Origin of the sequence: Massilioclostridium coli, from assembly GCF_900095865.1 — a bacterium.
In the GTDB taxonomy this organism is placed as follows: domain Bacteria; phylum Bacillota; class Clostridia; order Oscillospirales; family Ruminococcaceae; genus Massilioclostridium; species Massilioclostridium facile.
The window spans coordinates 977,503-1,004,150 of sequence record NZ_FMIZ01000007.1; the positions used below are offsets into that span (position 1 = coordinate 977,503).

The 26,648-nt window shown below is 38.1% G+C and carries 21 protein-coding genes; 19 read left to right on the forward strand and 2 right to left on the reverse strand.

Annotation, left to right across the window (positions count from 1 at the left end; translation table 11 throughout):
- The first annotated feature begins 2 nt into the window (after positions 1 to 2).
- The 3 genes from BQ2683_RS09650 to BQ2683_RS09660 all read left to right on the forward strand — a co-directional run bounded on the left by BQ2683_RS09650 (position 3) and on the right by BQ2683_RS09660 (position 2,193).
- On the forward strand, positions 3 to 1,319 hold the full coding sequence (locus tag BQ2683_RS09650; RefSeq protein WP_069988805.1) for a 2-hydroxyacyl-CoA dehydratase: 1,317 nt from the start codon (positions 3 to 5) through the stop codon (positions 1,317 to 1,319).
- 235 nt (positions 1,320 to 1,554) lie between these two features.
- Positions 1,555 to 1,857, forward strand: a complete 303-nt coding sequence (locus tag BQ2683_RS09655; RefSeq protein ID WP_083256444.1) for a BMC domain-containing protein — start codon at positions 1,555 to 1,557, stop codon at positions 1,855 to 1,857.
- A 114-nt stretch (positions 1,858 to 1,971) separates the two neighbouring features.
- Positions 1,972 to 2,193 carry a hypothetical protein gene (locus tag BQ2683_RS09660; RefSeq protein ID WP_069988806.1) on the forward strand — a complete coding sequence of 74 codons (222 nt, stop codon included), beginning with the start codon at positions 1,972 to 1,974 and terminating at the stop codon, positions 2,191 to 2,193.
- A 480-nt stretch (positions 2,194 to 2,673) separates the two neighbouring features.
- Here BQ2683_RS09660 and BQ2683_RS13510 read toward each other — a convergent pair whose 3' ends face one another.
- Positions 2,674 to 2,820 (reverse strand): hypothetical protein, encoded by a 147-nt coding sequence (locus tag BQ2683_RS13510; RefSeq protein WP_162840611.1) that lies wholly within the window; start codon positions 2,818 to 2,820, stop codon positions 2,674 to 2,676.
- Between the two features lie 344 nt (positions 2,821 to 3,164).
- Between BQ2683_RS13510 and BQ2683_RS09665 the strand changes: the two genes are divergently transcribed.
- The 15 genes from BQ2683_RS09665 to BQ2683_RS09735 all read left to right on the forward strand — a co-directional run bounded on the left by BQ2683_RS09665 (position 3,165) and on the right by BQ2683_RS09735 (position 24,911).
- Positions 3,165 to 3,866 carry a hypothetical protein gene (locus BQ2683_RS09665; protein ID WP_069988807.1) on the forward strand — a complete coding sequence of 234 codons (702 nt, stop codon included), beginning with the start codon at positions 3,165 to 3,167 and terminating at the stop codon, positions 3,864 to 3,866.
- 26 nt (positions 3,867 to 3,892) lie between these two features.
- Positions 3,893 to 4,381, forward strand: coding sequence for a hypothetical protein (locus tag BQ2683_RS09670; protein ID WP_069988808.1), 489 nt, complete (start codon positions 3,893 to 3,895; stop codon positions 4,379 to 4,381).
- Positions 4,382 to 4,423: 42 nt separating this feature from the next.
- Complete coding sequence (locus tag BQ2683_RS09675) at positions 4,424 to 4,897, forward strand: hypothetical protein (RefSeq protein ID WP_069988809.1); 474 nt, start codon at positions 4,424 to 4,426, stop codon at positions 4,895 to 4,897.
- 340 nt (positions 4,898 to 5,237) lie between these two features.
- Complete coding sequence (locus BQ2683_RS09680; RefSeq protein ID WP_069988810.1) at positions 5,238 to 5,693, forward strand: CtsR family transcriptional regulator; 456 nt, start codon at positions 5,238 to 5,240, stop codon at positions 5,691 to 5,693.
- Between the two features lie 17 nt (positions 5,694 to 5,710).
- Positions 5,711 to 6,211, forward strand: coding sequence for a UvrB/UvrC motif-containing protein (locus tag BQ2683_RS09685; RefSeq protein WP_069988811.1), 501 nt, complete (start codon positions 5,711 to 5,713; stop codon positions 6,209 to 6,211).
- Positions 6,212 to 6,224: 13 nt separating this feature from the next.
- Complete coding sequence (locus BQ2683_RS09690; protein WP_069988812.1) at positions 6,225 to 7,253, forward strand: protein arginine kinase; 1,029 nt, start codon at positions 6,225 to 6,227, stop codon at positions 7,251 to 7,253.
- Between the two features lie 51 nt (positions 7,254 to 7,304).
- Positions 7,305 to 9,818, forward strand: coding sequence for an ATP-dependent Clp protease ATP-binding subunit (locus BQ2683_RS09695; protein WP_069988813.1), 2,514 nt, complete (start codon positions 7,305 to 7,307; stop codon positions 9,816 to 9,818).
- A gap of 778 nt (positions 9,819 to 10,596) precedes the next feature.
- Positions 10,597 to 15,102 carry a glycosyl hydrolase gene (locus BQ2683_RS09700; protein WP_069988814.1) on the forward strand — a complete coding sequence of 1,502 codons (4,506 nt, stop codon included), beginning with the start codon at positions 10,597 to 10,599 and terminating at the stop codon, positions 15,100 to 15,102.
- Between the two features lie 440 nt (positions 15,103 to 15,542).
- The gene (rbr, locus tag BQ2683_RS09705) at positions 15,543 to 16,085 is read left to right on the forward strand and encodes a rubrerythrin (RefSeq protein ID WP_069988816.1); all 543 of its coding nucleotides are present in this window, start codon (positions 15,543 to 15,545) and stop codon (positions 16,083 to 16,085) included.
- 432 nt (positions 16,086 to 16,517) lie between these two features.
- Entirely contained in the window at positions 16,518 to 21,281 is a 4,764-nt protein-coding gene (locus tag BQ2683_RS09710) for a family 78 glycoside hydrolase catalytic domain (protein WP_069988818.1), read from the forward strand.
- 395 nt (positions 21,282 to 21,676) lie between these two features.
- On the forward strand, positions 21,677 to 22,018 hold the full coding sequence (locus tag BQ2683_RS09715; RefSeq protein ID WP_069988822.1) for a DUF134 domain-containing protein: 342 nt from the start codon (positions 21,677 to 21,679) through the stop codon (positions 22,016 to 22,018).
- 187 nt (positions 22,019 to 22,205) lie between these two features.
- On the forward strand, positions 22,206 to 22,598 hold the full coding sequence (locus tag BQ2683_RS09720; protein WP_069988824.1) for a NifB/NifX family molybdenum-iron cluster-binding protein: 393 nt from the start codon (positions 22,206 to 22,208) through the stop codon (positions 22,596 to 22,598).
- A 139-nt stretch (positions 22,599 to 22,737) separates the two neighbouring features.
- Positions 22,738 to 23,256 (forward strand): pyridoxamine 5'-phosphate oxidase family protein, encoded by a 519-nt coding sequence (locus tag BQ2683_RS09725; protein WP_069988826.1) that lies wholly within the window; start codon positions 22,738 to 22,740, stop codon positions 23,254 to 23,256.
- A gap of 362 nt (positions 23,257 to 23,618) precedes the next feature.
- Entirely contained in the window at positions 23,619 to 24,032 is a 414-nt protein-coding gene (locus BQ2683_RS09730; RefSeq protein WP_069988828.1) for a cupin domain-containing protein, read from the forward strand.
- Between the two features lie 21 nt (positions 24,033 to 24,053).
- Positions 24,054 to 24,911: an aldo/keto reductase gene (locus tag BQ2683_RS09735; protein WP_069988830.1), complete on the forward strand. Its 858-nt coding sequence runs from the start codon at positions 24,054 to 24,056 to the stop codon at positions 24,909 to 24,911.
- 91 nt (positions 24,912 to 25,002) lie between these two features.
- On the opposite strand, the gene BQ2683_RS09740 is transcribed toward BQ2683_RS09735, so the two are convergent.
- Positions 25,003 to 25,485 (reverse strand): hypothetical protein, encoded by a 483-nt coding sequence (locus BQ2683_RS09740; protein ID WP_069988832.1) that lies wholly within the window; start codon positions 25,483 to 25,485, stop codon positions 25,003 to 25,005.
- Positions 25,486 to 25,958: 473 nt separating this feature from the next.
- Between BQ2683_RS09740 and BQ2683_RS09745 the strand changes: the two genes are divergently transcribed.
- Positions 25,959 to 26,642, forward strand: coding sequence for a response regulator transcription factor (locus tag BQ2683_RS09745; RefSeq protein WP_069988834.1), 684 nt, complete (start codon positions 25,959 to 25,961; stop codon positions 26,640 to 26,642).
- Positions 26,643 to 26,648: the final 6 nt, after the last annotated feature.

The window sequence follows — 26,648 nt, forward strand, 5'->3', positions numbered from 1 at the left end:
CTATGGCAAAATTAGTATATGATAAAAACGGGAGGCTCCTGTTTACCAAAGAGATGAAATCCGAATACAAGCTGTTAATCCCCAATATGCTTCCAGTCCATTTCAGCTTGATTCAGAATATTTTACAAAACGAAGGCTATAACTGTGAACTGTTGACCAACTCTGGTCCAAATGTGGTGCAGGAAGGCTTACAGTATGTACATAATGATACTTGTTACCCTTGTTTGCTGGTAGTGGGGCAGTTTATCGACGCATTGAAAAGCGGAAAATATGATCCTAGCCGCACTGCGCTGTTTATCACCCAAACAGGGGGAGGATGCCGTGCTTCCAACTACATTCATCTGTTGCGGAAAGCCTTGAAAAAAGCGGGATTCCCACAGGTTCCGGTGGTTTCTGTCAGTTTTGGTATGGAGAAAAATCCGGGTTTTTCCTTGACCATTAGCCTGATTCAAAAATTGGTTTCCGCCTTGATGTATGGGGATATGCTCATGCTGTTATCCAACCAACTCCGTCCTTATGAAGTCATCCAAGGGCAAACAGATGAAAAAGTACAGCAGTGGGTAAAACGATTAACAGACCAATACCGCCACAGCAACGGTTTTGGCAAAAAGCCAATGAAAGCTAACTTTGATGCTATGGTAAAGGATTTTTCCAATGTGGTAATTGAAAAAACCAACAAAGTAAAAGTTGGTATTGTAGGGGAAATTTATGTAAAATACTCTCCATTAGCAAACAATAACTTGGAAAAATTTCTGTTTGATGAAGGGGCAGAGGTTGTTGTTCCAGGTCTGATGGATTTTATCATCTTTAAAGTGGATAACCGTATTGTGGATATTGACCTATATGGCGGCAGCAAATTAAAATATTTTGTAGTGACAAAATTCAAAAAATACCTATTGGAAGTGCAAAAAATTTTTATTGACAGCATTGCCGCTTGCGATAAATTCCAGGCTCCTGCAGATTTTGAAACCATTAAAAAGATGGTAAAACCATACATTGGTTATGGAAATAAAATGGGGGAAGGCTGGCTGTTGACTGCTGAAATGGTAGAACTCATCCACAGCGGTACTGAAAACGTGGTTTGTACTCAGCCTTTTGGCTGTTTGCCAAACCATATTGCTGGGAAAGGGATGATCCGTAAAATCCGCAACCACAACCCAAACGCCAATATTGTAGCAATTGATTATGACCCTGGTGCAACCAAAGTAAATCAGGAAAACCGTTTAAAACTCATGCTCTCCACTGCGAAAGACGCATTAAAAGAAAAGGAGCAAAAACAACAGGTTTCCACAAAAACCAAACAAGCACAACCTGTTTGATCGTGGTAGGGATGATTCACCGTGTTTTTCCCATGGTGGGTCATTCTTATCTTTTTGCGTGTAACACGCCACTTTTGCTGGTATCCACTGCTTTAATTTTATTGAAAAGAAACAATATATGCCAGTACAAAAGGGTCGTTATAGTCCTTTTCAATAAAAACGGACATCCTTTACTTGAAAAAAAGAAAAAATAGCAGTATAATATTATTATCTTACAAAAAGGGGAATACTTCTCATGGCGGACTTTGGAATGAAAATAAGGGTCATTAAAAATATATCCCAAGGCACAAAGGATATTGTAGCTGCAAGGTGCAGGTTAAAGGATATCAAAGAAAAGCTAGATTTTAGCAACGCTTTGGCACTTTGTCACGGGGATGTGTGTGACCTAATCTATGCCAGTGATTTGGCACAAAAAGCCGCTGGGGTCACTGTGTTTGAAATTGCAGGAAATTGCCCGCAGCATTTAACCTGCCTTGGCATCTTAGGAGATGTAGCCGCTGTGGAAGAAGCAGTGAGAAGAATCCGAGAGGGTTTATAATCTATTCAGTTGATTTATAATAATATCGGAAAATAACAACTGATTCAATCGTGATTGCAAATCATACATTTTTATTTCCACCATATGGTGTTCTTTTTAAAAGGAAATGATGTTATGAAAGAAATTAAAATTGAACAATGCCCCTATTGTGGGGGAACTGATTTTATCAAAGGCTATGGGGTACAGGCGATTTCTGGTTCTAGCAAAGTAGCGAATTCTTGGAACCTGAGTAATTTGGTGTACACCGTCTGTAAAGATTGTGGCAGTATTGTCCATACTCAGGTAGAAAAATTGGACCGCCTGATTTCTTCTCAGCAAGAGCTTGAATTTGAATAAGAATTAAAATTCGTTGTAAGGTTATTACAACGGATTTTTTTATGCTACTATCTTTAAGTGAAAACGGAAATAAATATAATTCATTTTTTAAACAAACCGTTTACAGTAGCTACATTGATTTAAAAGGTGCCAGATAAAACAAATAAGCAGAAAAAACAGCATAGCCATTAAATAGAATCTATACTGCTTAATTGGAAATTTGTTTGTAAACCGACATCCTTATATTTACAGTGAGAGAAACACAAGAGCATATTCCGAATATCTATAAGAGGATTAATAATAAGGAATTTTTAGAACTTGTGAATACATTTCTCAGCTATCAGAGACTGCATTAACATGATATGACATGTGCTGATATACCCTGCATATGAAATACCCCCGGCAAAGCCGGGGGTATTTATTTTGGTTTTATCCCATACCATTCCTTTTTAGGAGTGGTATTAGGTAACAGGGATATATTTTGAAATTATGGAATTTTAATTAGTCACAGCAGCAATCATTGTTGTTGCCATATCCACTACCATTACCACCGCAGCAGCAGAAGATCAGGATTAAAATGATAATCCACCAACAACAGTTACCGCCAAAGAAACCATTTCCACCAAAATTATTGTTACAACAAGCCATAAAAAATGCCTCCTTAATTTGAATTACACCTTATACTATGTAAACCCTGTTTTAGGTGTTACACAAAATAAAATACAAGATAATAAAAGAAAAAGAATGATTTTATTAGAATAAATTAGTATAAGAGAGATAATTTAAAATAACAATAAAAATATTTTTTTATTCTGCGATATATGCAGAGGAAATATATAAATGTATTCCATATGTATTATTAACTATACAATAACGGAAACGAAGAATCTGTAATGACAAAAAATTGAGTTTATGATATAATGGAAACCAATAAGAAGTTACAATGAAACTGTAAGATAGAAAATAGAAACCGATACAAAGGGGAAGTTAAAATGAATAAAAGCAAAAAAGCAGTGGCTATCGTAGTGGCTGCTTTATGTATGGGGTTAATGGTTACGGGCTGTGGAAAGCAAGAGGGAAGTCTCCAGGAATCTGCTTCCCAGATGTCTTCTGAACCAGAATCTTCTCATAAATCCATTCAGGAAGAATTGGCAGAACAGTATGGTGTTTCTACACAGGCAATCCAGAATATTTATGATGCCTGTGCCGCAGTGGGTATGGTAACCGAAAATATGGAGTTTACTACAACAGAAACTTTGGAAAATGGGAATAAATCATTTACAATTATTTATGAGGAAAATGAATTTAAGGCATACCTTTATCCAGATGAAACGGTATGTGAAGTAGATAGCGGTAATAACGAAATTGTTTTCTATCAAGATGGTACCGTGTGGGAACAGGTGGAAGACAGAATCGTTACCATTGCGCAAAAAGAGACTTTGATGGAGCAAAGCCAGGAAGTAGTAAAAGAATACTTGCTTTATCCAGAGACAGCTGTATTTTCATCAGACCGAAAAGATTGGACTATTACTACTAGTGGAACCTCTTATCAGGTAATTGGCCATGTGAATTGTAACGATGATGCTGGGAACCAGGCAACCAGTGAGTTTGATCTCACCTATATGTGGGATGGAAGCGAAGATACCAAGCCAATTGCCACATCAGTAATGATTGATGGACAGAAAATGGAATAAGTGGTGTGATTATGGAGAGAAAAGTTATGGGCTTTTTATATACCAACAAGTTTGATATTATCTCCCATAAAACTGGGGAAACCATTATTCAAATTATTAATCGGAATACAGCCCCTGTTACTAGAGATCCTTTTCGAATATACAGTTCCAATCCTTATGATAATTTTTTGTATTATGGAAAATCATATTGGAATGGTTTTTGTGTTTCACCGGTTTCAGAATCCCTTTTTCAAGTCTATTTCTCACCGAATATTATAGGGGTATTGGATCGAAAAGAAGACAAAACGATTTTACACATTACCATGAAGTTAGACCGTTTTGCTAAGATTTTTTTAGCATTGATTACAGCTGGTTCTCTCTTGTTTTTCCTTCTTCTCATTACTGTTATGAAGTGCGATATTTTATTAAGTATCAAATTGCCTGCTATGGTGTTAGCCTTTCATATAATAGCGCAGATCATTTTCCGGATACAAATGAAAAAACATAAAAAAATACTGACTAGGTTATTGGAATAATTTTGATATCCAATGCTATTTGAGGAAAAGAAGGTAGATGATATGAAATTTTTACCAAGGAGTAAATTTGATATTGTTTCCCATAAAAGCCCGGAAACAATTTTGAAAATTATCCAGAGTAATACTACATCCAGTAACCCCAATAAATCTGGTTTTCCCAAATTAAATTACGGAGCTCCTTATTATGGAGAACTGTATCGGAACGGTTTTCATATTACTCCGGTTCCGATGGTCCGGAACAGTTTCTTACCGGATATTTATGGAATTATTGAGCTGAAAGAAGGAAAAACTATGATACATATTACGATGCGGCTCAAATCTTATGTAACGATCTTTCTGGTGTTTTTTACAGCTTTTGCGTGTTTGTTCTTTCTCATAGGCTGTGCGGTGAAGAGTATAGAGCTAATAATTGGACCGCTTGGTTTGATCCTATGTGCCCATTTTATGACCCAATTATTTTTCCGGACGGAAATTAATAGCAATAAAGAACTGTTAACCCGTTTGTTGGTCGATTAATTTACGGTGCAAAAAAGTCAAACTGTTTTTTGACCTTTCGTTTGGTCAAAGAATGGTTTGACTTTTCTTTTTTGTGGTAATCTAATATTTATTTTAAAAGGGCAATGCCGATTTTCGGTAGTTTGTAGATTTTGCTGCAAGTTTAAATTTCATTCAATTAATAAAAAGCTTAAAATAAAAGAAAAAAATAGATTTCATTTGAAAATCGTAGAATACAAGAGGTATTTTTGATTTTTAGAGAAAAATAAATTGATTTTTGACTTTAGTTGACTTTGACTTTAACTGACTTTAAAGGTATAATAAAGTCAAAGATCAGGAAAAGTCAAACGAGGTGAATCAAATGAATATCACAGATATGATTGCTGAAACAATCCAGCAGCTATTAGATCAGGAAGGCGGGGCCACTAGGATTAAACGGAATGAACTTGCCGAGGAACTAGGCTGTGTTCCAAGCCAGATTAACTATGTTATCACCTCCCGGTTTACTCCCGAGCAGGGGTATATTATAGAAAGTAAGCGAGGCGGCGGAGGTTATATCAAAATTATGAGAGTAAAACCTTCCCAACGCGATGTGATGATGCACCTGATTAACTCGGTGGGGAACACATTGGATGAACATTCCGCAAGAATTATTTTACAAAACCTGTGTTGCGACAAGTTATTAACCCAAAAAGAGGCTAAAATAATAATGTCCGCCATCAGCGAGAATACTTACAAAAACTTGGTTCCAGTGGAATACCGACCAAGAGTACGGGCCAGGTTATTTAAAACAATGTTATTGAATGCAATGGACTGATAAAGGAGGTCTTATTTATGCTTTGCCAAAAATGCCAGAAAAAAGAAGCTACAACTTATTATCAAGAAACTGTAAACGGAAAAACAACGACCTTACACCTATGTGAAGATTGTGCAAAAGAATTGGGGATTGGAATGGGAGGTTTTTCAGGATTTAATATGAATGATATTTTTTCCGGTTTTCTAACCAATGCCTTTGGAGCTCCAACCATTGGTACCCGCAAAACTTGTAGCAAATGCCATTCCACTTGGGATGATATCGTAAGGTTAGGACGGATGGGATGCGATGAATGCTACCATACATTTGAAAAAGAATTGCTTCCTACACTAGAAAATATCCATGGAAAAACAAAGCATGTTGGAAAAGTTTCTAATGCTGCTGGTGTGGAATACAAGAAAAAAGTGGAACTTGACCAGTTAAAAGCCCAGATGCAAAAGGCAGTAGAACAGGAAGAGTTTGAAAAAGCCGCTGAATTAAGAGACCAGATTAAACAGCTGGAACAGGAATTGGAACAGTAAGGAGTGAATCTATATGACAGCGTTAAAACAATGGTATTTCAAAAATGGCACACAATCCAATCTGATTCCAAGTACCCGGATCAGATTAGCCAGAAATTTGAAACAATTTCCTTTTGAGGATAGAATGACCATCGACCAACAAAATCAATTATCCAAACTGGTACAACAGGCTTTGGAACAGCTTCAAATGGGAGAGAATAAATTCCGATATCTAAAACTTTCGGATATGAGTGAAAAGGAAATTTATTCTTTGCTGGAAAAACATCTAATTAGCCTGGATTTAAGTCGAAATACGAAAACAGGTTTTGTAGCAATCTCAGAGGATGACAGTATTAGCATTATGGTCAATGAAGAAGACCATATCCGGATTCAAGTACTTTCTACTGGTTTTGACCTAGAACATACGCTAGACCTTGCCAATAAAATTGATGATTATTTTGACCATGAACTGGATTACGCTTTTGATCCAAAGTTAGGATTTTTAACCGCTTGCCCAACTAATTTGGGGACAGGGATGCGTGCATCTGTCATGATTCATCTTCCAGCACTAAAACAGTTTAATGCCATCCAACAATTATCTAATAATCTTGGAAAGCTTGGTATGACCATCCGTGGAAGCTTTGGCGAAGGGACTAACGTTCAAGGGGACATGTATACCATTTCCAATCAGGTTACACTAGGAATTTCGGAACAGAATGCAATTCAAAATTTGGAAAATATTGCTAAACAGATTATAGAAAAAGAACAGAATGCCCGTAACCAGTTAAAGGATAACGATGGATTTTTGGATGCTATCTGGAGAAGTTACGCAATTTTAAAATATGCCAAATTAATTTCTGGTGAAGAATGCAGTCAGTTATTATCCTCCGTCCGTTTAGGTGTTTCCATGGGAATTTTAACGGATATTTCTCTAGAACAAATCAATGAGATTACTGCTTACTATATGCCATCATCTTTGTGCTTGTACTATAAAAAGGATTTAGATGCCCATCAAAGAGACGCTGCCCGTGCCCAAATGGTACAACAGATTCTTACCAAATAGATGATACCGTTAATATAAATAGATCACCAAAAAATAAAGGAGGTCATTATTATGTATGTATTTAATGGATTTACCGAAAAAGCAAATAAAGCATTAAATGATGCCATCTCTATTTCAGGAAAATTAGGCCATACCTGTGTAGGTACAGAACACCTGCTGTACGGTTTGGCTTGTGGAGATAGCGTTGCCGCCACCCTTCTTCATGAAAAGGGGATTACAGAGGATTCTGTTCAACAAAAATTAACCGAAGCTATTGGAAAAGGAATTTCTAGTCAGATGACGCCAAATGACTTTACCCCAAGAGTAAAACGGATTTTGGAACGTTCTATCCGAGAAGCTAGACAGTTGGGCCATAGTTATGTGGGGACAGAACATATCTTGATTGCTCTGTTGAATGAGCAGGATAGTTATGGTGTCCTGTTTATGCAGGAAATGGGTGCCAATCCTTCCGAACTATATAACCAGTGTGTTGAGGAAATTTCCAATGGACCAATCAATGCAGAGGGTGGAAACCCCTACCAACAGGGTGGTGCTTCTTCTAGTAATGGAAAATCCTCTGGCGTGTTGGATAAATATGGCCATGATTTAACAAAAATGGCTAAGGATGGAGAAATTGACCCAGTAATTGGACGTCAGGAAGAAATTGAACGTGTTATCCAGATTTTATCCAGACGTACCAAAAATAATCCTTGTTTAATTGGGGAACCTGGCGTTGGTAAAACAGCAATTGCAGAAGGTCTCGCTCAAAAAATTGTTTTAGGGGAAGTACCAGAAATCTTGAAAGATAAACGTGTTGTTTCCCTGGATTTAACTGCTATGTTGGCAGGCGCGAAATACCGTGGTGATTTTGAGGAACGTATTAAAGGCGCTCTGGACGAAGTGGCAAAATCCAAAAACACCATTTTGTTTATTGATGAATTGCATACCATTGTAGGGGCTGGTGCGGCAGAAGGCGCTGTAGATGCTGCAAATATCCTGAAGCCACAATTGGCGAGAGGGGAACTACAAGTAATTGGTGCCACTACCATTGATGAATACCACAAATACATCGAAAAAGATGCTGCTTTGGAACGTCGTTTCCAACCAGTTACTGTATCAGAGCCTTCCCAAGAAGATGCCGTTAAAATTTTGATGGGGCTGCGGGATAAATATGAAGCCCACCATAAAGTAAAAATCACAGATGAAGCCATTAAAGCTGCTGTGCAGATGTCATCTCGTTATATCACCGACCGTTTCTTGCCTGACAAGGCAATTGATTTAATTGATGAAGCAGCATCAAGAGTAAGGTTAAAAGCCTTTACAGCTCCAAACAATGTAAAAGACCTGGAAAATGAAATTAAACGGATAAAAGAAGAGATGTCCGCAGCGGTAAACACCCAAGATTTTGAAACTGCAGCGAAACTCCGTGACCAAGAAAAAGAGCTGAAAAACAAGCTGGAAACAGAAAAATCTCAGTGGCAGGAAAAGAATGCTCGTGTTACTGGCGAGGTAGGTCAGGAAGAAATTGCAGAAATCGTTGCTAGCTGGACTGGCATCCCTGTCAAGCAGTTAAACCAGACAGAAAGTGAACGTCTTTTACACATGGAGGACATCCTTCATAAACGTGTTATCGGTCAAGATGAAGCAGTTACCGCTGTTGCCAAAGCCATCCGTCGTGGCCGTGTTGGATTAAAAGATCCAAAACGTCCAATCGGTTCATTTATCTTCCTGGGGCCAACTGGTGTTGGTAAAACCGAATTGTGTAAAGCCCTGGCAGAATCCCTTTTCGGGGATGAAAATGCAATGATTCGTCTTGATATGTCCGAATATATGGAGAAACACTCGGTATCCAGAATGGTTGGTTCTCCTCCAGGATATGTTGGATTTGATGAGGGTGGCCAGCTAACCGACAGTATTCGCCGTCATCCATATTCCGTAGTACTGTTTGACGAAATCGAAAAAGCTCATCCAGATGTATTCAATCTGTTGCTTCAGATTCTAGAAGATGGTATTTTAACCGATTCTCAGGGACGTCGTGTTGATTTCCGTAACGCTGTTATCATCATGACCTCCAATATTGGTGCAAGGTTTATCACGGAACACAAAAACCTTGGATTTGCGGCTGCTTCCAATGATGCAAATGCGTTATTACAAGATGATAAAAAGATTAAAAATGAAGTATTGTCTGAATTAAAACGTCATTTCCGTCCGGAATTCCTCAATCGTGTGGACGATATCATCGTGTTCCATAAACTTAACGATCAAAATATCGAAAAGATTGCAGGAAAAATGCTAGATAGCCTTGTAAAACGAGTTAACAGCCTAGAAATTTCTATGACTTATACAGAAGATGCAGTGAAAGCCATTGCGAAAAAAGGGTTTGACCCTGTTTATGGTGCTCGTCCATTGCGTCGTGCCATTACCTCTGAAATTGAAGATTTGCTTTCAGAACAAATGCTGGAAGGCAAAATGAAAGCAGGGGATACCATCCAATTGATTTATAAAAATGATGCGTTTGATTTTCTTGTGAATCCAAAAACAGAAGAAAATCCTACATCAGAAAATACAGTTGACCCTCAATCGTAATACCAATTCCACATTAGATGGGGAAACTAGCCCCAACCGGTTTCCCCATCTAGAAATGTTATAATAAAATGATACACTCCAAAAAAACAACATCTCCATTTTTAGGAGGTGTTGTTTTTTTATGTCTTTAAACTTAATTTTTGCGAAAAAATACGATTAAACAGGTAATATCTTCTTAAAAATTGTATCGAATGAAGTAAATAATTTGAAAAAAATATTGACAATAAAAAATTTTGATAAAATATGGAATGAAATTAATGTATCTAACCTCTATAAATCGGATAACCATACTACTTTCTATGTAAATTTTTATGCATTGGTGGATTGAATATAGAATAAACTAAAAAATAACTTAATCAAAACGTAATAGCTAAAAACATTAAAAAGAAAAATAAAACCAAAAAATGTTGATATAAAATAGTTATATTATTATTTGTCGAATATTTATATTGTTTCGCATCAGGTAATATATTACAATTTAATAAGTAAAAAATGGGATTTATTTTTAAATAGTATCCATGTGATACCATAGTTTTTCTAATAATGCGTAGTATAAATTAGAAATACAAGCCAAATAAAGCTTGGAATGGGCGCTAATTTTTACTACATGTACTACCATATCATGTAATATTGTTATTTAAATGTGCAACTTAAGTTGTGAAAGGAGGTTTGTAATATCATAATGCACATTGAAATAAACATGGATATTTTTTTGATCTAATTCAAGAGATTTAATTGATTTACACATCAATGTTTTTATGAGGAGGAAAATTGAAAAATGAAGCGAAGAAGGCTTTTATCTTTAGGTTTGGTGCTGGCTATGTCAACCAGTATCCTAATAGGAAACTTTTCTACAGCAACAGCGGAAGGGGCTAGTTCAGATTTTTATAACCAATTAGTCAATCATTATACTACTCCAGATATTGAAAACCGTACAGAAGTACGCTGGTGGATGGCAGAAGGTGCACACACAGATGAAACTTTGGAAGAAGAGGTACAAGCAATTTATGATGCTGGATTTCGTGGCATAGAGCTGTGTCAACTTGATAATGGAAATATTAATGCTGGAGACTATGGATATGGTTCTGACCAATGGAACCATGATTTTCATTTAGTGATGAACAAAGCACTTGACTTAGGAATGACATTGGGCCTGACTTCTGGAACAAACTGGAATACTACCAATGTTCCAGGATTGGATCCGGACAGCCAAGCGGCAAATCAGTGTGTATTTCAGCTAAATGAGCAGCTTACAGCGGGAACTTCCCGTACGGGGGCAATGCCTACCAATGGGGACCTTCGGGAAAAAGCCACCTTTATCGGTGCCTATGCTTACAAAAAAACAGGAAACAATCCAATTACTCAGGATTATCGTGTGATTCAAACACGGGAAAACAGTTCTAATCCAAATACTTTTACCATTGAAACCGATGTAATTTTGGATAAACAAAATACTGGTTTATGCTTTGGTGCAAAAGATAAAAACAACTTTTTAATGTGGCAGATTAATACCTTGGATGGAGGAAATGGTAAAGTGTTGTTACGCCCCCATGTTTGTAAAAACGGACAGTGGGTTGACACAAAAAATCTGGATATCACAAAAGCGATTGGATATAATGCTTCAGAAATATTTGGTAAAAAAATCCATATGAAAATTGAAGTAAAAGACGGAAAAACCATTGACACCTATTTTAATGGAAGTGATACTTCCGCAGTTACATACAATATACCTACAGACAAAACTGGCGATTTTACATTGGGTAAATTAATGTTCCGTCACAATATTAAATATGCTAACGGCACAGAAGAATTGGGACGTTATGATAATATTATTGTTAAAGACGCAGCAGGAACCGTTATTTTTAAGGAGGACTTTGAAGATCCTTCTGACACCGGCTTTGATGGCGGAGAAGTAGTTGATGGAATGTTCCAAGCTGGTTTAAAACAGGTCGAAGGTGAGGTAAACTCGGCAATTGAACTTGATTCTAACAACATCATTGATGTTACTGACCAGGTTGTTCTGAATGAGGATAACCGTACCGGTACCCTTGATTGGACTGCTCCTGATAATGGCGATTATATTTTAATGTACTACTGGCAACAAGGGACTGCACAGGAATCAAAACCAGCCACGAAACCTTCCTATTGTATTAACTATTTTGATCAGGAAGGTGTAAACGCTACTAAAGAATACTGGATGGAACATGTATTAAACGATCCGGCTTTAAATGAAAAAATCAAACAAGGTGACGTCCAATTATTTATGGATTCTTTGGAATACACAACTGGAAAAGGCTTTGCAAACTGGTCGGATGATTTTGCGGAGGAATTTAAAGCCCGTAAGGGATATGACATTACACCATATTTGATTTTGGGTGTGGGCCTTCCTCAACCAAAAGGAATTGATTGGCACCCAGAAGTATATGGTACATATAACCTGGATGATGCCAACCTTGGCCAACGTATCCTGAATGATTTCCATGATGTGCAAACAGAATTGTATATGGAAAACCTTTTAATTCCGTTGCGGGATTGGTTACATGAATATGGAATAAAATTGCGTGCACAAATTTCTTATGGAAAATACCTTGAAATTTCTGAACCATCTATGGCGGTAGATTATCCGGAAACAGAACGCTATAATCAGGCAAATCAGCTTGATATGTATCGTCTTTGGAGCGGTGGTGCTCACCTTGAAAACAAAATTTTATCCAGTGAAACGGGAGCACATGTGGATTATAGTTATGCGTATGATTACCAGACCCTGATGCAGGAAGCTTATGTACAATTTGCGGCTGGTGTTAGCCGAATGAACTGGCATGTTTGGACTTCCCAGTGGGCACCAAAATCTGTTGGAGTAAACTGGCCAGGATTCCAAAGTATCTCCTCTCTTCCTGTTTTTGGATTACGGGAACCAGGATATAGTGAATATAAAGAATTTAATGACCATCTGGGAAGGGTACAGCAGTTGTTACGTGAAGGAAAATCCCGTACCGATATTGGCATGGTCCATATGAAATATGGTGAATTAATTTTGGCTCCTTCTGTTTCTGGTAAACAAAAGCATCAGAACTGGCTACTCCGGCATGAAGTAATGCCTGGTTATTTCCAGTCTACTGAATTACAAGACCATGGATATACCTATGATTACTTTAGTCCAGAATTCTTTAATTCAGAGGATGTGTATTTTGATACTGAAACACAGACTTTAGAGCTAGCTGGATATAAAGCGCTTGTTTTATATGAAAACTGGCTTACTTTAGATGGAGCACAAGCAATCCTGGATTATGCAAAACAAGGCTTAAAAGTTGTCATCCAGGATAATGCAGCAGTTCAAACTCCATACAATGACGGAAACGATGAGCAGTTAAAAGCAATTATAGAAGAACTTAAAACATTACCTACTGTTAAAAGTGTAGCATCAGCGGACGATGTTTATGAAGCACTTCAAGAATTAGGTGTAGACCCTTACTCAGAATTTGCCGAGGAGAACTATCAACTATTAACCCAGGTTCGTCAGGATGGCGATAATATGTACCTTTATGCGTACAACTATTGCAATGATAAATATTGTGGAGAAAACCATACTACAGGGATGGGACATGGCTTAAACGCTCAGACCGAAATCAAAATGGATGGAACTTTTATTCCATATTATATTGATGCTTGGTCAGGTGAAGTTACGGAAGTTTCCAACTATCGCTATGAAGATGGAAAAACGGTATTCCCAATTAGCCTGGATTATGGAGATGTTGCCCTTTACGCATTTGAGCCAGTGGAACAGGAAAAACTACATGTAGTATCTACTGATGCAGACAAAACATATACGATGAATGATAAAATCGTTGTACGTGCGACGGAAAGCGGCGATTCTACTACCAAATTAAGTAATGGAACTGAGGTCAAATATACTTTTGACGTACCACAACCATATGATATTACAAATTGGAATTTAACTGTAGAAAGCTGGACTCCTGGAGAAGAAATTTTCCGTACAGAAGAAGTATTAGGGCTGGCAACTACAGAGCATACAATGGATACTGTAAAAACAAATACAAATGTTACTTTGGATCAACTTACTACATGGGATCAAATACCCGAAATCGGAAAGAGTGTTTCCGGAAAAGGGTATTATTCAGCAACATTTCATTGGGATGGAAACGCCAATGGCGCATACCTTGATTTTGGAAATCTAGTACAGTCAATGCAGCTAACAATCAACGGCAAAAAAACAGCTGATGTTAATATGAATAATCCTGTTATTGATATCTCTGATTATCTGGTTAAGGGAGAAAATACAATTGAAATGGAATATAGCTCGAATCTGACAAATGTTCAGCTTGACCGTGGTGCAATAAAAGAAAAGGAAAAAACACAAAATATGGAAGGTTATTCCGTTAAATACCGTAGTTATGGACCAACTCAAGCAAGGATCATTCCGTATGTTGAACAAACAATTGAGGTTACTTCTCCTACAGAGGTAAACAAAAATATTTTAAATTCTGTGATTACTTATGCAGAACAGGCAAAAGCAAACGGGGAATATGACAACGCAATTGAATCGGTACAAAAATCCTTTGATAAAGCGTTGGCAGATGCAAAAACAATAGCAGAAAATAGTGCGTCAACCCAAGCAGAAGTGGATGAGGCATGGCAGACCTTGTTGAATGAAATCCATAAACTGGGATTTATTGCAGGGGATAAAACAGAATTAGCAAGCTTAATCGCAGCGGCGGAAGAAATCAACAGAGAATTAGACCGTTATATGGAATCCGGCAAAGCAGAATTCATAGCAGTACTAGAAACAGCACAAACAGTATACAAGAATGGCGACGCAATGCAGGAGGAAATCAATGGAGTAGCGGATGATTTGTTAAATGCAATGTTGAACTTGCGATTCAAAGCGGATAAAAGTATTCTAGAAGAAGTAATAGCAGAAGCAAACAAGATTGATGCATCTGCATATACAACAGAGAGTTACGTAGTACTGACAACAGCAATAAATGAAGCAAAAACGGTACTGGAAAATGAAAACGCAAGTCAGGAAGAAGTAGATGCAGCAGTAACTAATGTACAGAGTGCAATGGATGGCTTAATGGTAGTAGAAGGAACAGAAAACGAAACACTAACTACCGATAACAATACTATCCAAACCGGACAGGAAAATACAACAACAAAAGCAAATGCAGCGAAAACAGGGGATTTTGCTCCAATTGCTGGAATCGCAGTGCTGGCAGTTGCAGGAATAACATTGTTTATATGCCGTAAGAACAATAATTTTTAAAGACTTTATGTTACACTAAAATATAGTCCTATAAGCAAATCAGCATCATCTATTCAATGGATGGTGCTGATTTTTGTCATATTGAATAAAAAACGGATTTTACTAGGATTAAATCAAAAGACTGAACCAAAGACAATTTTAAATATTGTTGATAATGTTTTTCGTATTCATGATCTCTAAAGTTGATTAGCAACTACATGCAAAATATGAGTATAAAAAATTGAAATAATTCGAAGATATTATAGTGGGTAACAAGTAAAATTATACCACATTAAGATACCTTTGATAGCAATACAACAATTCTATTAAAATTTCTTGTTTATAAATTATTAGAATGATCAAAAATAGGAATATTTCTTATTTGTTTATTAAATAGGGTTGAAAAATATTTCTAATTATGGTATAATTTAGCTAAAATTAGATAAAAGGAGGCTATTCTTATGCCAGAATTAAAAGGTAGTAAAACAGAAGCAAACTTATGGACAGCATTTGCTGGAGAATCTCAAGCAAGAAATAAATATACTTATTACGCATCCAAAGCAAAAAAAGACGGTTATGTACAAATTGCCACATTATTTGAAGAAACCGCTAACAACGAAAAAGAACATGCTAAAATCTGGTTTAAATTGCTACACGATGGAGCTATTCCAGACACTGAAACCAATCTGGCAGATGCAGCGGCAGGGGAAAACTATGAGTGGACCGATATGTACGCAAAATTTGCGGAAGAAGCGGAACAAGAAGGTTTTTCTAAAATTGCGTATTTATTCCGCGAAGTAGCAAAAATTGAGAAAGAACACGAAGAACGTTACCGTAAACTCCTTTCTAATATCGAAGAAGGTATTGTATTCTCCCGCGATGGAGATATGGTATGGCAATGCTCCAATTGTGGTCATATCCATATTGGCAAACAAGCTCCAGAGGTTTGTCCAGTTTGTGCCCATCCAAAAGCATACTTCCAATTAGTATCCAAAAATTATTAAAATACGAGGGATGAACCACAGCATCCATAATAATCAAATTAGTATAATGGTATAATTTTAAAGAACGGATGAACAGTAAATTGTTGTTCATCCGTTTTTTTATAGATTGAGTAATAAAGAATTCAAATGGTTCAGATATAATGAATATAATTTAATGGGTATTATTCCGTATAAAACAAAAGGCTATTACAAATTTAGGATATATTTTTTGTCAATTATATAGGATGTATTATTACAATCAATATGTTATAATATATATAAATTTAATTAAATAATACAATATATTATTTAAAATAACTTGTTTTCAAAAATTGTAGGTTTTAATTCAAGTTATTAATGATTCCATTCTGTAATCATAAAAAGTTTTAATTGGAAAGGAGTGAGGTTAACTAATTTTTCATACGCCGTCTAAAAAGTAAAGGAGGAATTTTTTTGAAAAGAAGAATTACAAAAGTGTTGATTTCTCTGACGCTAGCGGCTGGTATCGCAATTCAAGGTGCTATACCAGTGTTTGCGATTGATGGGGATCATGCTGCGGCGATCAGTGCCGTTCATTTAAAAACAGAGTATCAAACCAATCCAATGGGAATTGATATGGATGCCCCTACTTTAAGTTGGGAAGTGGATTCCCAGGCTAGGGCTCAGGTGCAGTCTGCATACCAAATAAAAGTAGCCGATGAAAGCGGGGATATTGTTTGGGACAGTGGTAAGGTAGAATCAAATGAAACTACTGGTATTGAGTATGAGGGCGAAGAACTTTCTCCTATGCAAAAATATACCTGGAATGTTCGTGTATGGGATAAAGATAATGCGGTGTCCGATTGGAGTGAACAAGCCAGTTGGGAAACCGGTCTGACAGAAGAACAATGGAAGGACGCTGATTGGATTGGAAAAGCCTCCTCTGTTGCATCTCCTGAATCGCTCAATCTTGAAGAATCCAATTGGATATGGGTTTTAAACGGGACAGATTATAAATATGTTCCTGGAGAAACTAGGTATTTCCGCAAAACGATTGCTCCAAATACGGAAAAATCAGTCCAAAAGGTATTGTTGGCGTTCAGCGGCGACGATTATGGAACCGTTTATGTCAACGGGACACAGGCTGCTGCTATAGAAGGAGCCAATGCTTGGCGTAAAGGCGACGCTGTAGATATTACTAATCTTTTTACTGCAGGACAAAATCAAATTTCGGCTGAAATCACCAATGCCTCGAAAGGATATGCAGGTTTTATCGCAAAAGTTATTATCCGTTATAACGATGGAACAAACGACATATTTGTAACAGACGAAAGCTGGAAATCCAGTTTAACCCCAGAGGAAGGTTGGATGCTTCCTACCTATGACGATTCCAGCTGGGAAATACCAGATCAAGTTTTAACTTATGGGGTTGACCCTTGGAAGAAACAAGTCAATCTACCTCAAATTGAAGATGACAACAGCAAAGTGTTTGATGCAGCCCCAATGTTGCGTAAAGAATTTTCTGTTCAGGATAAAAAAGTGAAGTCAGCCAGGGCTTATATCACTGGGCTTGGTTACTATGAACTAACACTTAATGGGGAACGCGTTGGAGATAATATGATTGACCCATTGGTTACTCGGTATAACCAGCGCTATTTTTATACCACCTATGATGTAACTGATCAATTGCTTGCATCTGAAAATACGATTGGCGTCACCCTAGGTAGGGGATATTATGGGACAATCGGCAATGGAATGAACTGGCAGACCAACGGTTGGTCCAAAGCGCCTTGGGCAGATCAGCCCAAATTGCGGATGAAACTGTGTATTGAATTTGAAAACGGCGAAACCATGCAGGTTGTATCGGATGAATCCTGGAAAACACATGACAGCGCCACCATTTTCGATGAGCCATATTATGGAGAAGTATATGATGCTCGCCTGGAAATCCCAGATTGGGATAAGCCTGGATTTGATGATTCCCAATGGGAACAGGCTGTTTTAATGGAAGCTCCCACTGGAACGGTGGAACCACAAGCTGCTGATGCGAACAAAGTGGTTGACGAGGTACATCCTGTCAGCATGACCAATCCAAAAGAAGGCGTTTACGTGTTTGATATGGGGCGTGTTGTCACCGGTTGGGCAGAACTAAATGTACAGGGAAACGCTGGTGATATGGTTACCATCCAATATGGGGAAACGCTCACAGAAGAAGGAACTTTGAACCGAAAAGATTTAGTTAACGATTGGGATGTTGACGGATTTGTCAAACAGGCATCGTCCGATTATTACATCTTAAAAGGCGGGGAAGAGGAAACCTGGCAGCCACGCTTTACCTATAAAGGGTACCAGTACATCCAGGTATCCGGTTATCCTGGTGTTCCAACCCTTGATAGCATTACCGGAAAGGTGATTAACGCGGATTTAGAAGAAACCGGCGAATTTTCCAGTTCCAACGAGATGTTTAACAAAATCCACGAAATTGGGAAAGCCACCTTGTTAAACAACCTGCACAGTTATCCTTCGGATACACCTGTTTATGAAAACCTGGGATATCTAGGTGATGGCCATTTAACACAGGAAATGGGCATGTATAACTTTGACATGGTCCGTTATTATGAAAAATGGGCGAATGATATCCGTGACCAATCCAAAGAAAACGGATATATGGAACAAACTGCCCCAATGTGGAACGAAACAAAAGACAATGCTCCGGAATGGAGTGCCGCTATCTGTCTTGTTCCTTGGCAGAATTATCAAATTTCAGGGAACAAACGTACTTTGGCCGACAATTATCAAACGATGAAAACCGTATTTAGCTACCAAAGAAGCCTGATGAAAGACAATATCGCGGATAGTATGTGGGGAGACCATGCCAATGTTTCTGGCAACCGCATTACCCCAATAACCGCTACTGCATATGTATACTATATGGCTGATATCATCGCCAAATCAGCGGAAGTCCTTGGCTATACCGATGATATCGATTACTATACACAGGAAGCGGAAACCATCAAAGAGGCGTTTAACAATAAATTTTACGATGAAGAACAAGGGTTCTATTGTTTGAACAAAGGGGGAACTTTCTATCAAACCGCACAGGCGTTGCCACTGGCGCTGGGTATGGTACCAGAAGAAGTGATCCCACATGTTGTTTACGAGTTTAGCAGTAGAAGTTCCAAAATGGAAAGTGGAATCTTTGGTATTAAATATGTCTTTGCGGAGTTGACCGAGGCAGGGTACGGAGATATTGCCTATAATATAGTAAACACAGAAGAATACCCAGGCTTTGGTTACTGGCTATCCAAAGGAGCAACCTCAATGTGGGAATGCTGGACAGAGGGAACACGTTCCCGTGATCATCACATGTTCGCTACCATCGACGATTGGTTTTATAAAACAATTGCCGGTATTAACTATGAAGGCGCAGGCTTCTCCACCAGTGTTATCAAACCATATGTGGTAGGCGATTTAACAAACGCACAAGCTAGTTTACATACTGTACGTGGCAAGCTATCATCTGCTTGGAGCAGAACAGAGGATGGAACATTTTCTTTGAATATAGAGATTCCAGCCAATACAACAGCAACTGTTTATGTACCCACAGCGGACCAAAACACTGTTTTTGAAAGTGGCATTGCGGCTGATAAGGCAGAAGGAGTAAGCTTCCTGCGGATGAATAATGGCTTTGCTGTTTACAGCGTAGGTTCTGGCAGATACTCCTTTACCTCTAAATATGCTGCCCCTGAACCAATTGGAAAACCAGGGGAAGAAGACAAACATACTTATGTTGTTGATGAATTTGGTGATTATAACAGTATGTTTACCGATTCTACTGGCTTGCGTTTTGATACTGCCAACACAGATAAATATTTCTTTGGGGATGGTACCCGTATTTGCCGTACATCTCTTTCTGAAAAAGAAATTGTTTACTATTTATCCGATGACATCAAATCTATTAATCTAGTAACATTTACTGGCAAAAACTCAGATTGGAAGAATGACTTTGCGTTCTCTGTTTCTTCCGATAATAGTACTTATGTTCCATTGGAAATTCAGGATGCTACCAGGGAAGGAAATACTTCCTGGGTACGTATTACCTATCAATTTGATCAGATACCGGAAGGGATGCGTTTCTTTAAAATCCAGTTTAAACCAATGACCGGAAACGCTTGGGAGCCACAGCTTGCTAAACTCACAGTGGATTGCGGCGTGGAAAACCCACAGTTCCTCACAGTGGATAAACGTGTGCTACAAAAAGCGTTTGACGAAACTTCGCTAATCGACTTGTCTATCTATACTGAGGAAACAGCAAACCAATTGAAGGCGGCGTTGGAACAAGCAGATAAAGTACTACAAAATACATCTGCTACCCAACAGATGATAGATGATGCTGTTGAAGCACTGCAACAGGCAGTGGATGGCTTAATAGAAAAACCACAAAATGTTGATAAATCCATTTTGAATGCAGTGATTACCTATGCGGAAAATGCCAAAGCCAGTGGAGAATATGACAACGCGATTGAAAGTGTACAGAAATCCTTTGATGCTGCTTTGGAAAATGCAAAAACAGTAGCAGCCAACGCTGGAGCAACCCAAGCAGAAGTGGATGTGGTATGGCGGACATTGCTAAATGAAATCCACAAACTTGGCTTTGTAGCTGGTGATAAAACCTCTCTGACTTCCTTGATTAAAGTAGCTAATGGCATCAATGCTAAACTTGACTTATATGTGGAAGCAGGAAAACCAGAATTTACCGCAGCATTGGAAGCAGCAGTAGCAGTATATGAAGATGGTGATGCTATGCAGGCAGAAATCAATATCGTGGCTGACAACCTGTTAAATGCGATGCTCAACTTGAGGTTGAAAGCAGATAAAACCATTCTGCAACAAGTGATCGCCGAAGCAAACGGCAAAGATGCTAACGCCTACACAGCGAAAAGCTATGGAGCACTACAAGCAGCAGTAGCAAAAGCGAACGAAGTGATGGCGGATGAAAACGCAACTCAAGATGAAGTAGATGTAGCAGTAACAAATGTACAAACTGCAATGGATAACCTGGTAGCAGTAGATGGAACCTCTGCTGAAACTCCAACAGAAGATGTTGTTCAGACCGGACAGGAATCCACTACAGCCAAAGCAAACGCAGCAAAAACAGGGGATGTTGCTCCAATCGCAGGATTGGCAGTAATCACATTAGCAGGAACAGCATTGCTGATTTCTCGCAAAAGAAAATAATTTGAATTTATAATACAGTCAAAAACGGTATAGCATATGCTATACCGTTTTTTCATTAACACATGAAAAATAGACAATATACATTATCAAATCTCTCGCTATGTAGGTAGGAATTAAATTCAAACGAAGGGCTTCTTCTTTGATGCAATGAGAAGTATTCCAACCACTAAAATAGAGGATTGTCTTTTATAGCAAATAGTTTAGTAGGCATAGGGTTCCACATATATTGATATAAAAAATAAATAATTTATAGGATATCTGAAAAGAAATTAACGCAAAAATATAGTAATTTTGCTCCAATCAATTGACATATAATAGTTGACATATGCCAGAAATAGCGTTATAATAAAAATATATTTCTGGCATATGTTATAAATAGATGGGAGGAAAAATTCGTGCCTAGACCTTGTAAACGAAGAAGGATTTGTGCTTTACCAGGATGTCGGCGTTTTGGAGTATTAGATGGTTCCTTAAAAAAGCAGCCTCCTGTTATTATGACATTGGATGAGTTTGAAACAATACGTCTCATTGATTTGGAAGGATTAAGCCAGCAGCAATCCGCTGAACAAATGGATGTAGCAAGGGCAACAGTTCAAGCGATTTATGCAGAAGCACGTAAAAAACTAGCAATTTGCCTGATGCAAGGACGAGAACTTCGGATTGAAGGAGGCGAATATCTTCTTTGTGATGGAAGTAACCAGAATTGCCGTTGTTGCCATTGTTGTAAAAAGCAGTGACCAATTAGGAGATATATAGTAATCCAAATGATTTGGAGTAGAAATCAGGTGATGAAAGGTATTATAAACAATTGAAATTCCAATAACAAAATGAAACATGATTTTTTATTGTGTATAAATAATACCCGTTTAAAAAACTATCAAGCTTACTATTATTAAATCAAATTATATGAAAGGAAAGATTACAATGAAAATTGCAGTTACTTACGAAAACGGAAATGTATTCCAACATTTTGGACATTCAGCCCAATTTAAAATCTATGAAACAGAAAATGGGGAAGTAATCCGTGCAGAAGTAGTAGATACCAATGGCAGTGGGCATGGTGCTTTGGCTGGATTCCTTCAAATGTACAATGTAAATGTGTTAATTTGCGGTGGAATTGGTGCGGGAGCTAAAAACGCATTAGCACAGGCAGGTATCCAACTATTCGGAGGTGTGCAGGGAAATGCTGACCAGGCAGTAAACGATTATCTTGCAGGCAAATTGATGTTCAATCCTGAAGCAAGCTGTAGCTCCCATCATGAAGGAGACCATCATTGTGGGGAACATCATAGCTGTGGTGGTCATTGCCATTCTTGATTTTAGTTGAATTTTATTTTACCGGTGTGATTTAATCATACCGGTTTTTTGTTAAGAAAGCCATTCACTCAACTAAGAGAAGAAATGGCAAAAATTTTTTGGTCGAAATTATTTATTTTAGTGAAGAAAGGGATTTGTTATGTTTCGTACTATGCGCCGAAAAAATCAAGAATTATCTTTGGAAGAAAGTATTTCCATTTTGTGCTGCGGCAGTTCAGGGGTATTGGCTGTATCTGGAGACGATAGCTATCCATATGCTGTACCACTCAGTTATGTATATCAGGATTCCAAATTGTATTTTCACTGTGCTAAAACGGGCCATAAACTGGATGCTATTACAAAAAATCCAAAAGTATCTTTTTGTGTTATTGGTCAAGATAAAGTTGTCCCAGAAGAATATACTACCTATTTCCGAAGCGTTATTGTTTTTGGTATAGCCCGAATAATAGAGGAAGAATCCGAAAAAAGGAATGCTATAGAATTGTTGGCAAAACGGTATTGTCCAAATGATGAAAAGGGAAGAAAACAAGAGATAGAACGGGAATACCAACAGCTCTGTATGGTGGAAATTTCTATAGAACATATCTCTGGAAAAGAAGCTATTGAATTGGTTCAAACAAAACATGATGATGAATCATGTATGCCGGTGAAGCTGTAATTCTAGCCAAAAGGATATAATATATCTTTTAAAGATGTTTAGTTTTATCTATTTAGATGCAGAATGTCCTGTTTTAGCTGGTTGACTTACATCTCATAACGTCGGAATCAGGCTTACGGTGGCATTTTTCCTTCATTAATTCACAAGATTATCCCACGAAAGCAAAAGTAGGACCTTGTGACATCAGGGTAGTATGAAAAGCTTCGTCATCCAATTTTTGAAAACCGCCTTATCATTTCATTTATTTTCTATTGTTGCAACAAAAACAGATTCAATTGCAATTTTTTCAAAAAAATTGCTTGACTTGGAGTTTGCTCTAAGTGATACAATAAAAACAATCAATGAAATAGGAGGTTTTTGAAATGGATATTAAAAAAGAATTAGGGGAAGGGGCGGTCTTTCCGGTTGGCGAAAAAAACGATGCTTTTACCCAATATTTTATTGGTCAGAGCTATTTAAATATGCTTACTACTCAGGGGGTTGGTATTGGGAATGTCACTTTTGAACCAGGTTGCCGAAACAATTGGCACATCCACCATAAAGGCGGGCAAATTCTACTGGTAACTGGGGGTCGAGGGTACTATCAAGAATGGGGAAAACCTGCTCAGGAGTTGAAACCTGGTGATGTGGTCAACATCCCTCCAGAAATAAAACACTGGCATGGAGCGGCACCGGATAGCTGGTTCCAGCATTTAGCAATAGAAGTACCAGCAGAAGGTAGTTCCAACGAATGGCTAGAACCAGTTTCCCCAGAAGAATACAGCAAACTGAAATAGACAAAAAGGAGTTCATTACAAATGGTTTTACAAGAAAAATATTCCCTTTCTAACGGAGCAGAAATACCAAAATTGGGATTGGGTACATGGTTTATCGAAGATAGCAAAGCACCTCAAGCGGTTTGTGAAGCAGTAAAGATAGGATATCGCCACATTGACACTGCCCAGGCATATGAAAATGAACGTGGTGTCGGGGAGGGAATCCGTACTTGCGGTGTTACCCGTGAACAATTGTTTGTTACCACCAAACTGGCAGCGGAAATCAAATCCTACGACGCTGCGGTAAAGGCGATTGATGGTTCATTGAAATTGATGGGGCTGGACTACATTGATATGATGTTAATCCACAGTCCACAGCCATGGGCGGATTTCCGCGGTGGAGATTATGCGGAAGGCAACTGTCAAGCATGGCGTGCGTTAGAGGATGCTTACAAAGCAGGGAAACTTCGGGCAATCGGTGTTTCTAATTTTAAAGAACAGGATCTAGAAAATATCCTTTTCTCCTGTACGGTTTCCCCTATGGTAAACCAGTTACTGGTGCATATCAGCAATACACCAAAAAACCTCATTTCTTACTGTCAGAGCAGAAAAATCCTTGTGGAGGCATATTCTCCTGTTGCTCATGGGGAAATCCTCAACCATCCAAAAATTGCGGAAATCGCGAAAAAATATCAGGTAACTGTAGCACAGCTCTGTATTCGTTACGATTTACAGTTGGGTACCTTGCCGTTACCAAAGACAGCAAATCCAGCTCATATGCTGGAAAATGCTCAGTTGGATTTTACCATTTCAGACCAGGATATGGAGCAATTAGCTGTCATAGAACAAATCAGCGATTATGGTGAATTCAGCTTTTTTCCAGTGTTTAGCGGGAAATAAAGATAACATATAAAAACTATAGTGGATGCAATAAAAAGTTGGCTAGCAAGAATATCCCCCTCTAGTATTTTTTACCAGAGGGGGATATTCCTTATTCGGTTGGACACATGACAATAATTTTTTGTGGGGTGGTTTGCGGTGGTATACTAAAAGTGGTAGAAGTATAATAAACCAACATTTCCGCATTACCTGGCGCACAGCGGTATCGCTGGCCATTTTCAGTCACCACATTGGTCAAAGGGCTTAGGTTCAGCTTTAAGGAATTATCCTCAGCTACCAGATTAGCGTCAAAATATTTTAAGGTCACCTGTTGGTTGTTCCGCAATGGCACAATCAACTCGGCTTGAAATTGGGGTGGAAAAATAGCGGGCGCCGGCAGGTTGGCATCATAAAAAGCAGTGATACGCATCCCCCTCCGCAATCTTGTGTTATCTATAATTTTAGTGTCACCCGTTACAATAAAGTTTACAGTATCTGAGCCATTCCGTACGGAAACCATCCAAGTACAGCAGGAATTTTCCGTGCTGATATTTTGAATAATTCCAGTAATACTCTGATAGGTACTATATTCCATAAAAAAACCTCCTTTTTCTTTATCTTATGGCAATCATTCTAAACTGGTTCCAAAAAGCTGATTTATCTCTATTAAATTTATTTTGCTAATTTTGAAAGGATTTCTTCATAAATGGTTTTATTGCTATTTTTCAGTTCCTAAGGTATAATAAGTTCAGTTATATCATAAGTTAAAACCTTTTGGTAACACTACACTGATAACCAAGCAGTTATATTGTTATAATAGAAACAGCAATCTATCGGCTGACAAGTGGATGTAGTTTAAACAGCACAATGCTGAATGTTACTAGAAAATGGTTGTTCTGGTTTTATCCAGTATATGTTAGAAAAATCCAATTTACGCAGCTTATGAAAAATGTTCTATTTTATGTGATGGAATGATAAACATCTCTATCTTTTGATTTATTAGCAGGTACTACTAACCTGTCATAACGGTGGGATAGGAGAATGAAATTTTACAAAAGGGGTGTAACCATGTACCGGATTTTAATTGTAGAGGATGATAGGGGGATTGCCTCTGCTGTCCAGCAACAAATTTCTTCTTGGGGATTGGAAGCAAAATGTGTGGAGGATTTTCGGAATGTCTTGGCAGAATTTTCTGCCTATGATCCTCATTTGGTACTGATGGATATTTCCCTTCCATTTTTTAATGGATACCATTGGTGTAGCGAGATTCGCAAAGCATCCAAAATCCCCATTGTGTTCCTTTCCTCTGCTTCGGATAATATGAACTTAATTATGGCAATCAATATGGGCGGAGATGATTTTATCCCCAAGCCGTTTGACCAATCGGTGCTGATGGCAAAAATTCAGGCAGTTCTGCGCCGGACCTACGATTATAGCGGGCAGGTTCCTGTTTTGGAGCACCGAGGAGCCATGTTAAACACAGCGGACGCCACCCTCACATATCAGGGGACCCGCATTGACCTGACCAAAAACGAGTTTAAAATCCTACAAACCTTGATGGAACAGAAAGGTAAGGTTGTTAGCCGGGAAAAATTAATGGAACGCCTTTGGGAAAGCGACAGCTTTGTGGATGAAAACACCCTGAGTGTCAATGTAAATCGGCTGCGGAAAAAGTTAGATGCAGCAGGGCTGATACAGTTTATTGCCACTAAGGTTGGGATGGGATATTTGATTGAACCAACAGAAGGATGATAAAAC

Coding starts and splice junctions, on each gene's coding strand:
- BQ2683_RS09665 (WP_069988807.1), top strand. CDS start 3,165: ATGAATAAAAGCAAAAAAGCAGTGGCTATCGTAGTGGCTGCTTTATGT.
- BQ2683_RS09660 (WP_069988806.1), top strand. CDS start 1,972: ATGAAAGAAATTAAAATTGAACAATGCCCCTATTGTGGGGGAACTGAT.
- BQ2683_RS09650 (WP_069988805.1), top strand. CDS start 3: ATGGCAAAATTAGTATATGATAAAAACGGGAGGCTCCTGTTTACCAAA.
- BQ2683_RS09690 (WP_069988812.1), top strand. CDS start 6,225: ATGACAGCGTTAAAACAATGGTATTTCAAAAATGGCACACAATCCAAT.
- rbr (WP_069988816.1), top strand. CDS start 15,543: ATGCCAGAATTAAAAGGTAGTAAAACAGAAGCAAACTTATGGACAGCA.
- BQ2683_RS09745 (WP_069988834.1), top strand. CDS start 25,959: ATGTACCGGATTTTAATTGTAGAGGATGATAGGGGGATTGCCTCTGCT.
- BQ2683_RS09695 (WP_069988813.1), top strand. CDS start 7,305: ATGTATGTATTTAATGGATTTACCGAAAAAGCAAATAAAGCATTAAAT.
- BQ2683_RS09735 (WP_069988830.1), top strand. CDS start 24,054: ATGGTTTTACAAGAAAAATATTCCCTTTCTAACGGAGCAGAAATACCA.
- BQ2683_RS09700 (WP_069988814.1), top strand. CDS start 10,597: ATGAAGCGAAGAAGGCTTTTATCTTTAGGTTTGGTGCTGGCTATGTCA.
- BQ2683_RS09730 (WP_069988828.1), top strand. CDS start 23,619: ATGGATATTAAAAAAGAATTAGGGGAAGGGGCGGTCTTTCCGGTTGGC.
- BQ2683_RS09740 (WP_069988832.1), bottom strand. CDS start 25,485: ATGGAATATAGTACCTATCAGAGTATTACTGGAATTATTCAAAATATC.
- BQ2683_RS09685 (WP_069988811.1), top strand. CDS start 5,711: ATGCTTTGCCAAAAATGCCAGAAAAAAGAAGCTACAACTTATTATCAA.
- BQ2683_RS09655 (WP_083256444.1), top strand. CDS start 1,555: ATGGCGGACTTTGGAATGAAAATAAGGGTCATTAAAAATATATCCCAA.
- BQ2683_RS09670 (WP_069988808.1), top strand. CDS start 3,893: ATGGGCTTTTTATATACCAACAAGTTTGATATTATCTCCCATAAAACT.
- BQ2683_RS09675 (WP_069988809.1), top strand. CDS start 4,424: ATGAAATTTTTACCAAGGAGTAAATTTGATATTGTTTCCCATAAAAGC.
- BQ2683_RS09725 (WP_069988826.1), top strand. CDS start 22,738: ATGTTTCGTACTATGCGCCGAAAAAATCAAGAATTATCTTTGGAAGAA.
- BQ2683_RS09720 (WP_069988824.1), top strand. CDS start 22,206: ATGAAAATTGCAGTTACTTACGAAAACGGAAATGTATTCCAACATTTT.
- BQ2683_RS09680 (WP_069988810.1), top strand. CDS start 5,238: ATGAATATCACAGATATGATTGCTGAAACAATCCAGCAGCTATTAGAT.
- BQ2683_RS13510 (WP_162840611.1), bottom strand. CDS start 2,820: ATGGCTTGTTGTAACAATAATTTTGGTGGAAATGGTTTCTTTGGCGGT.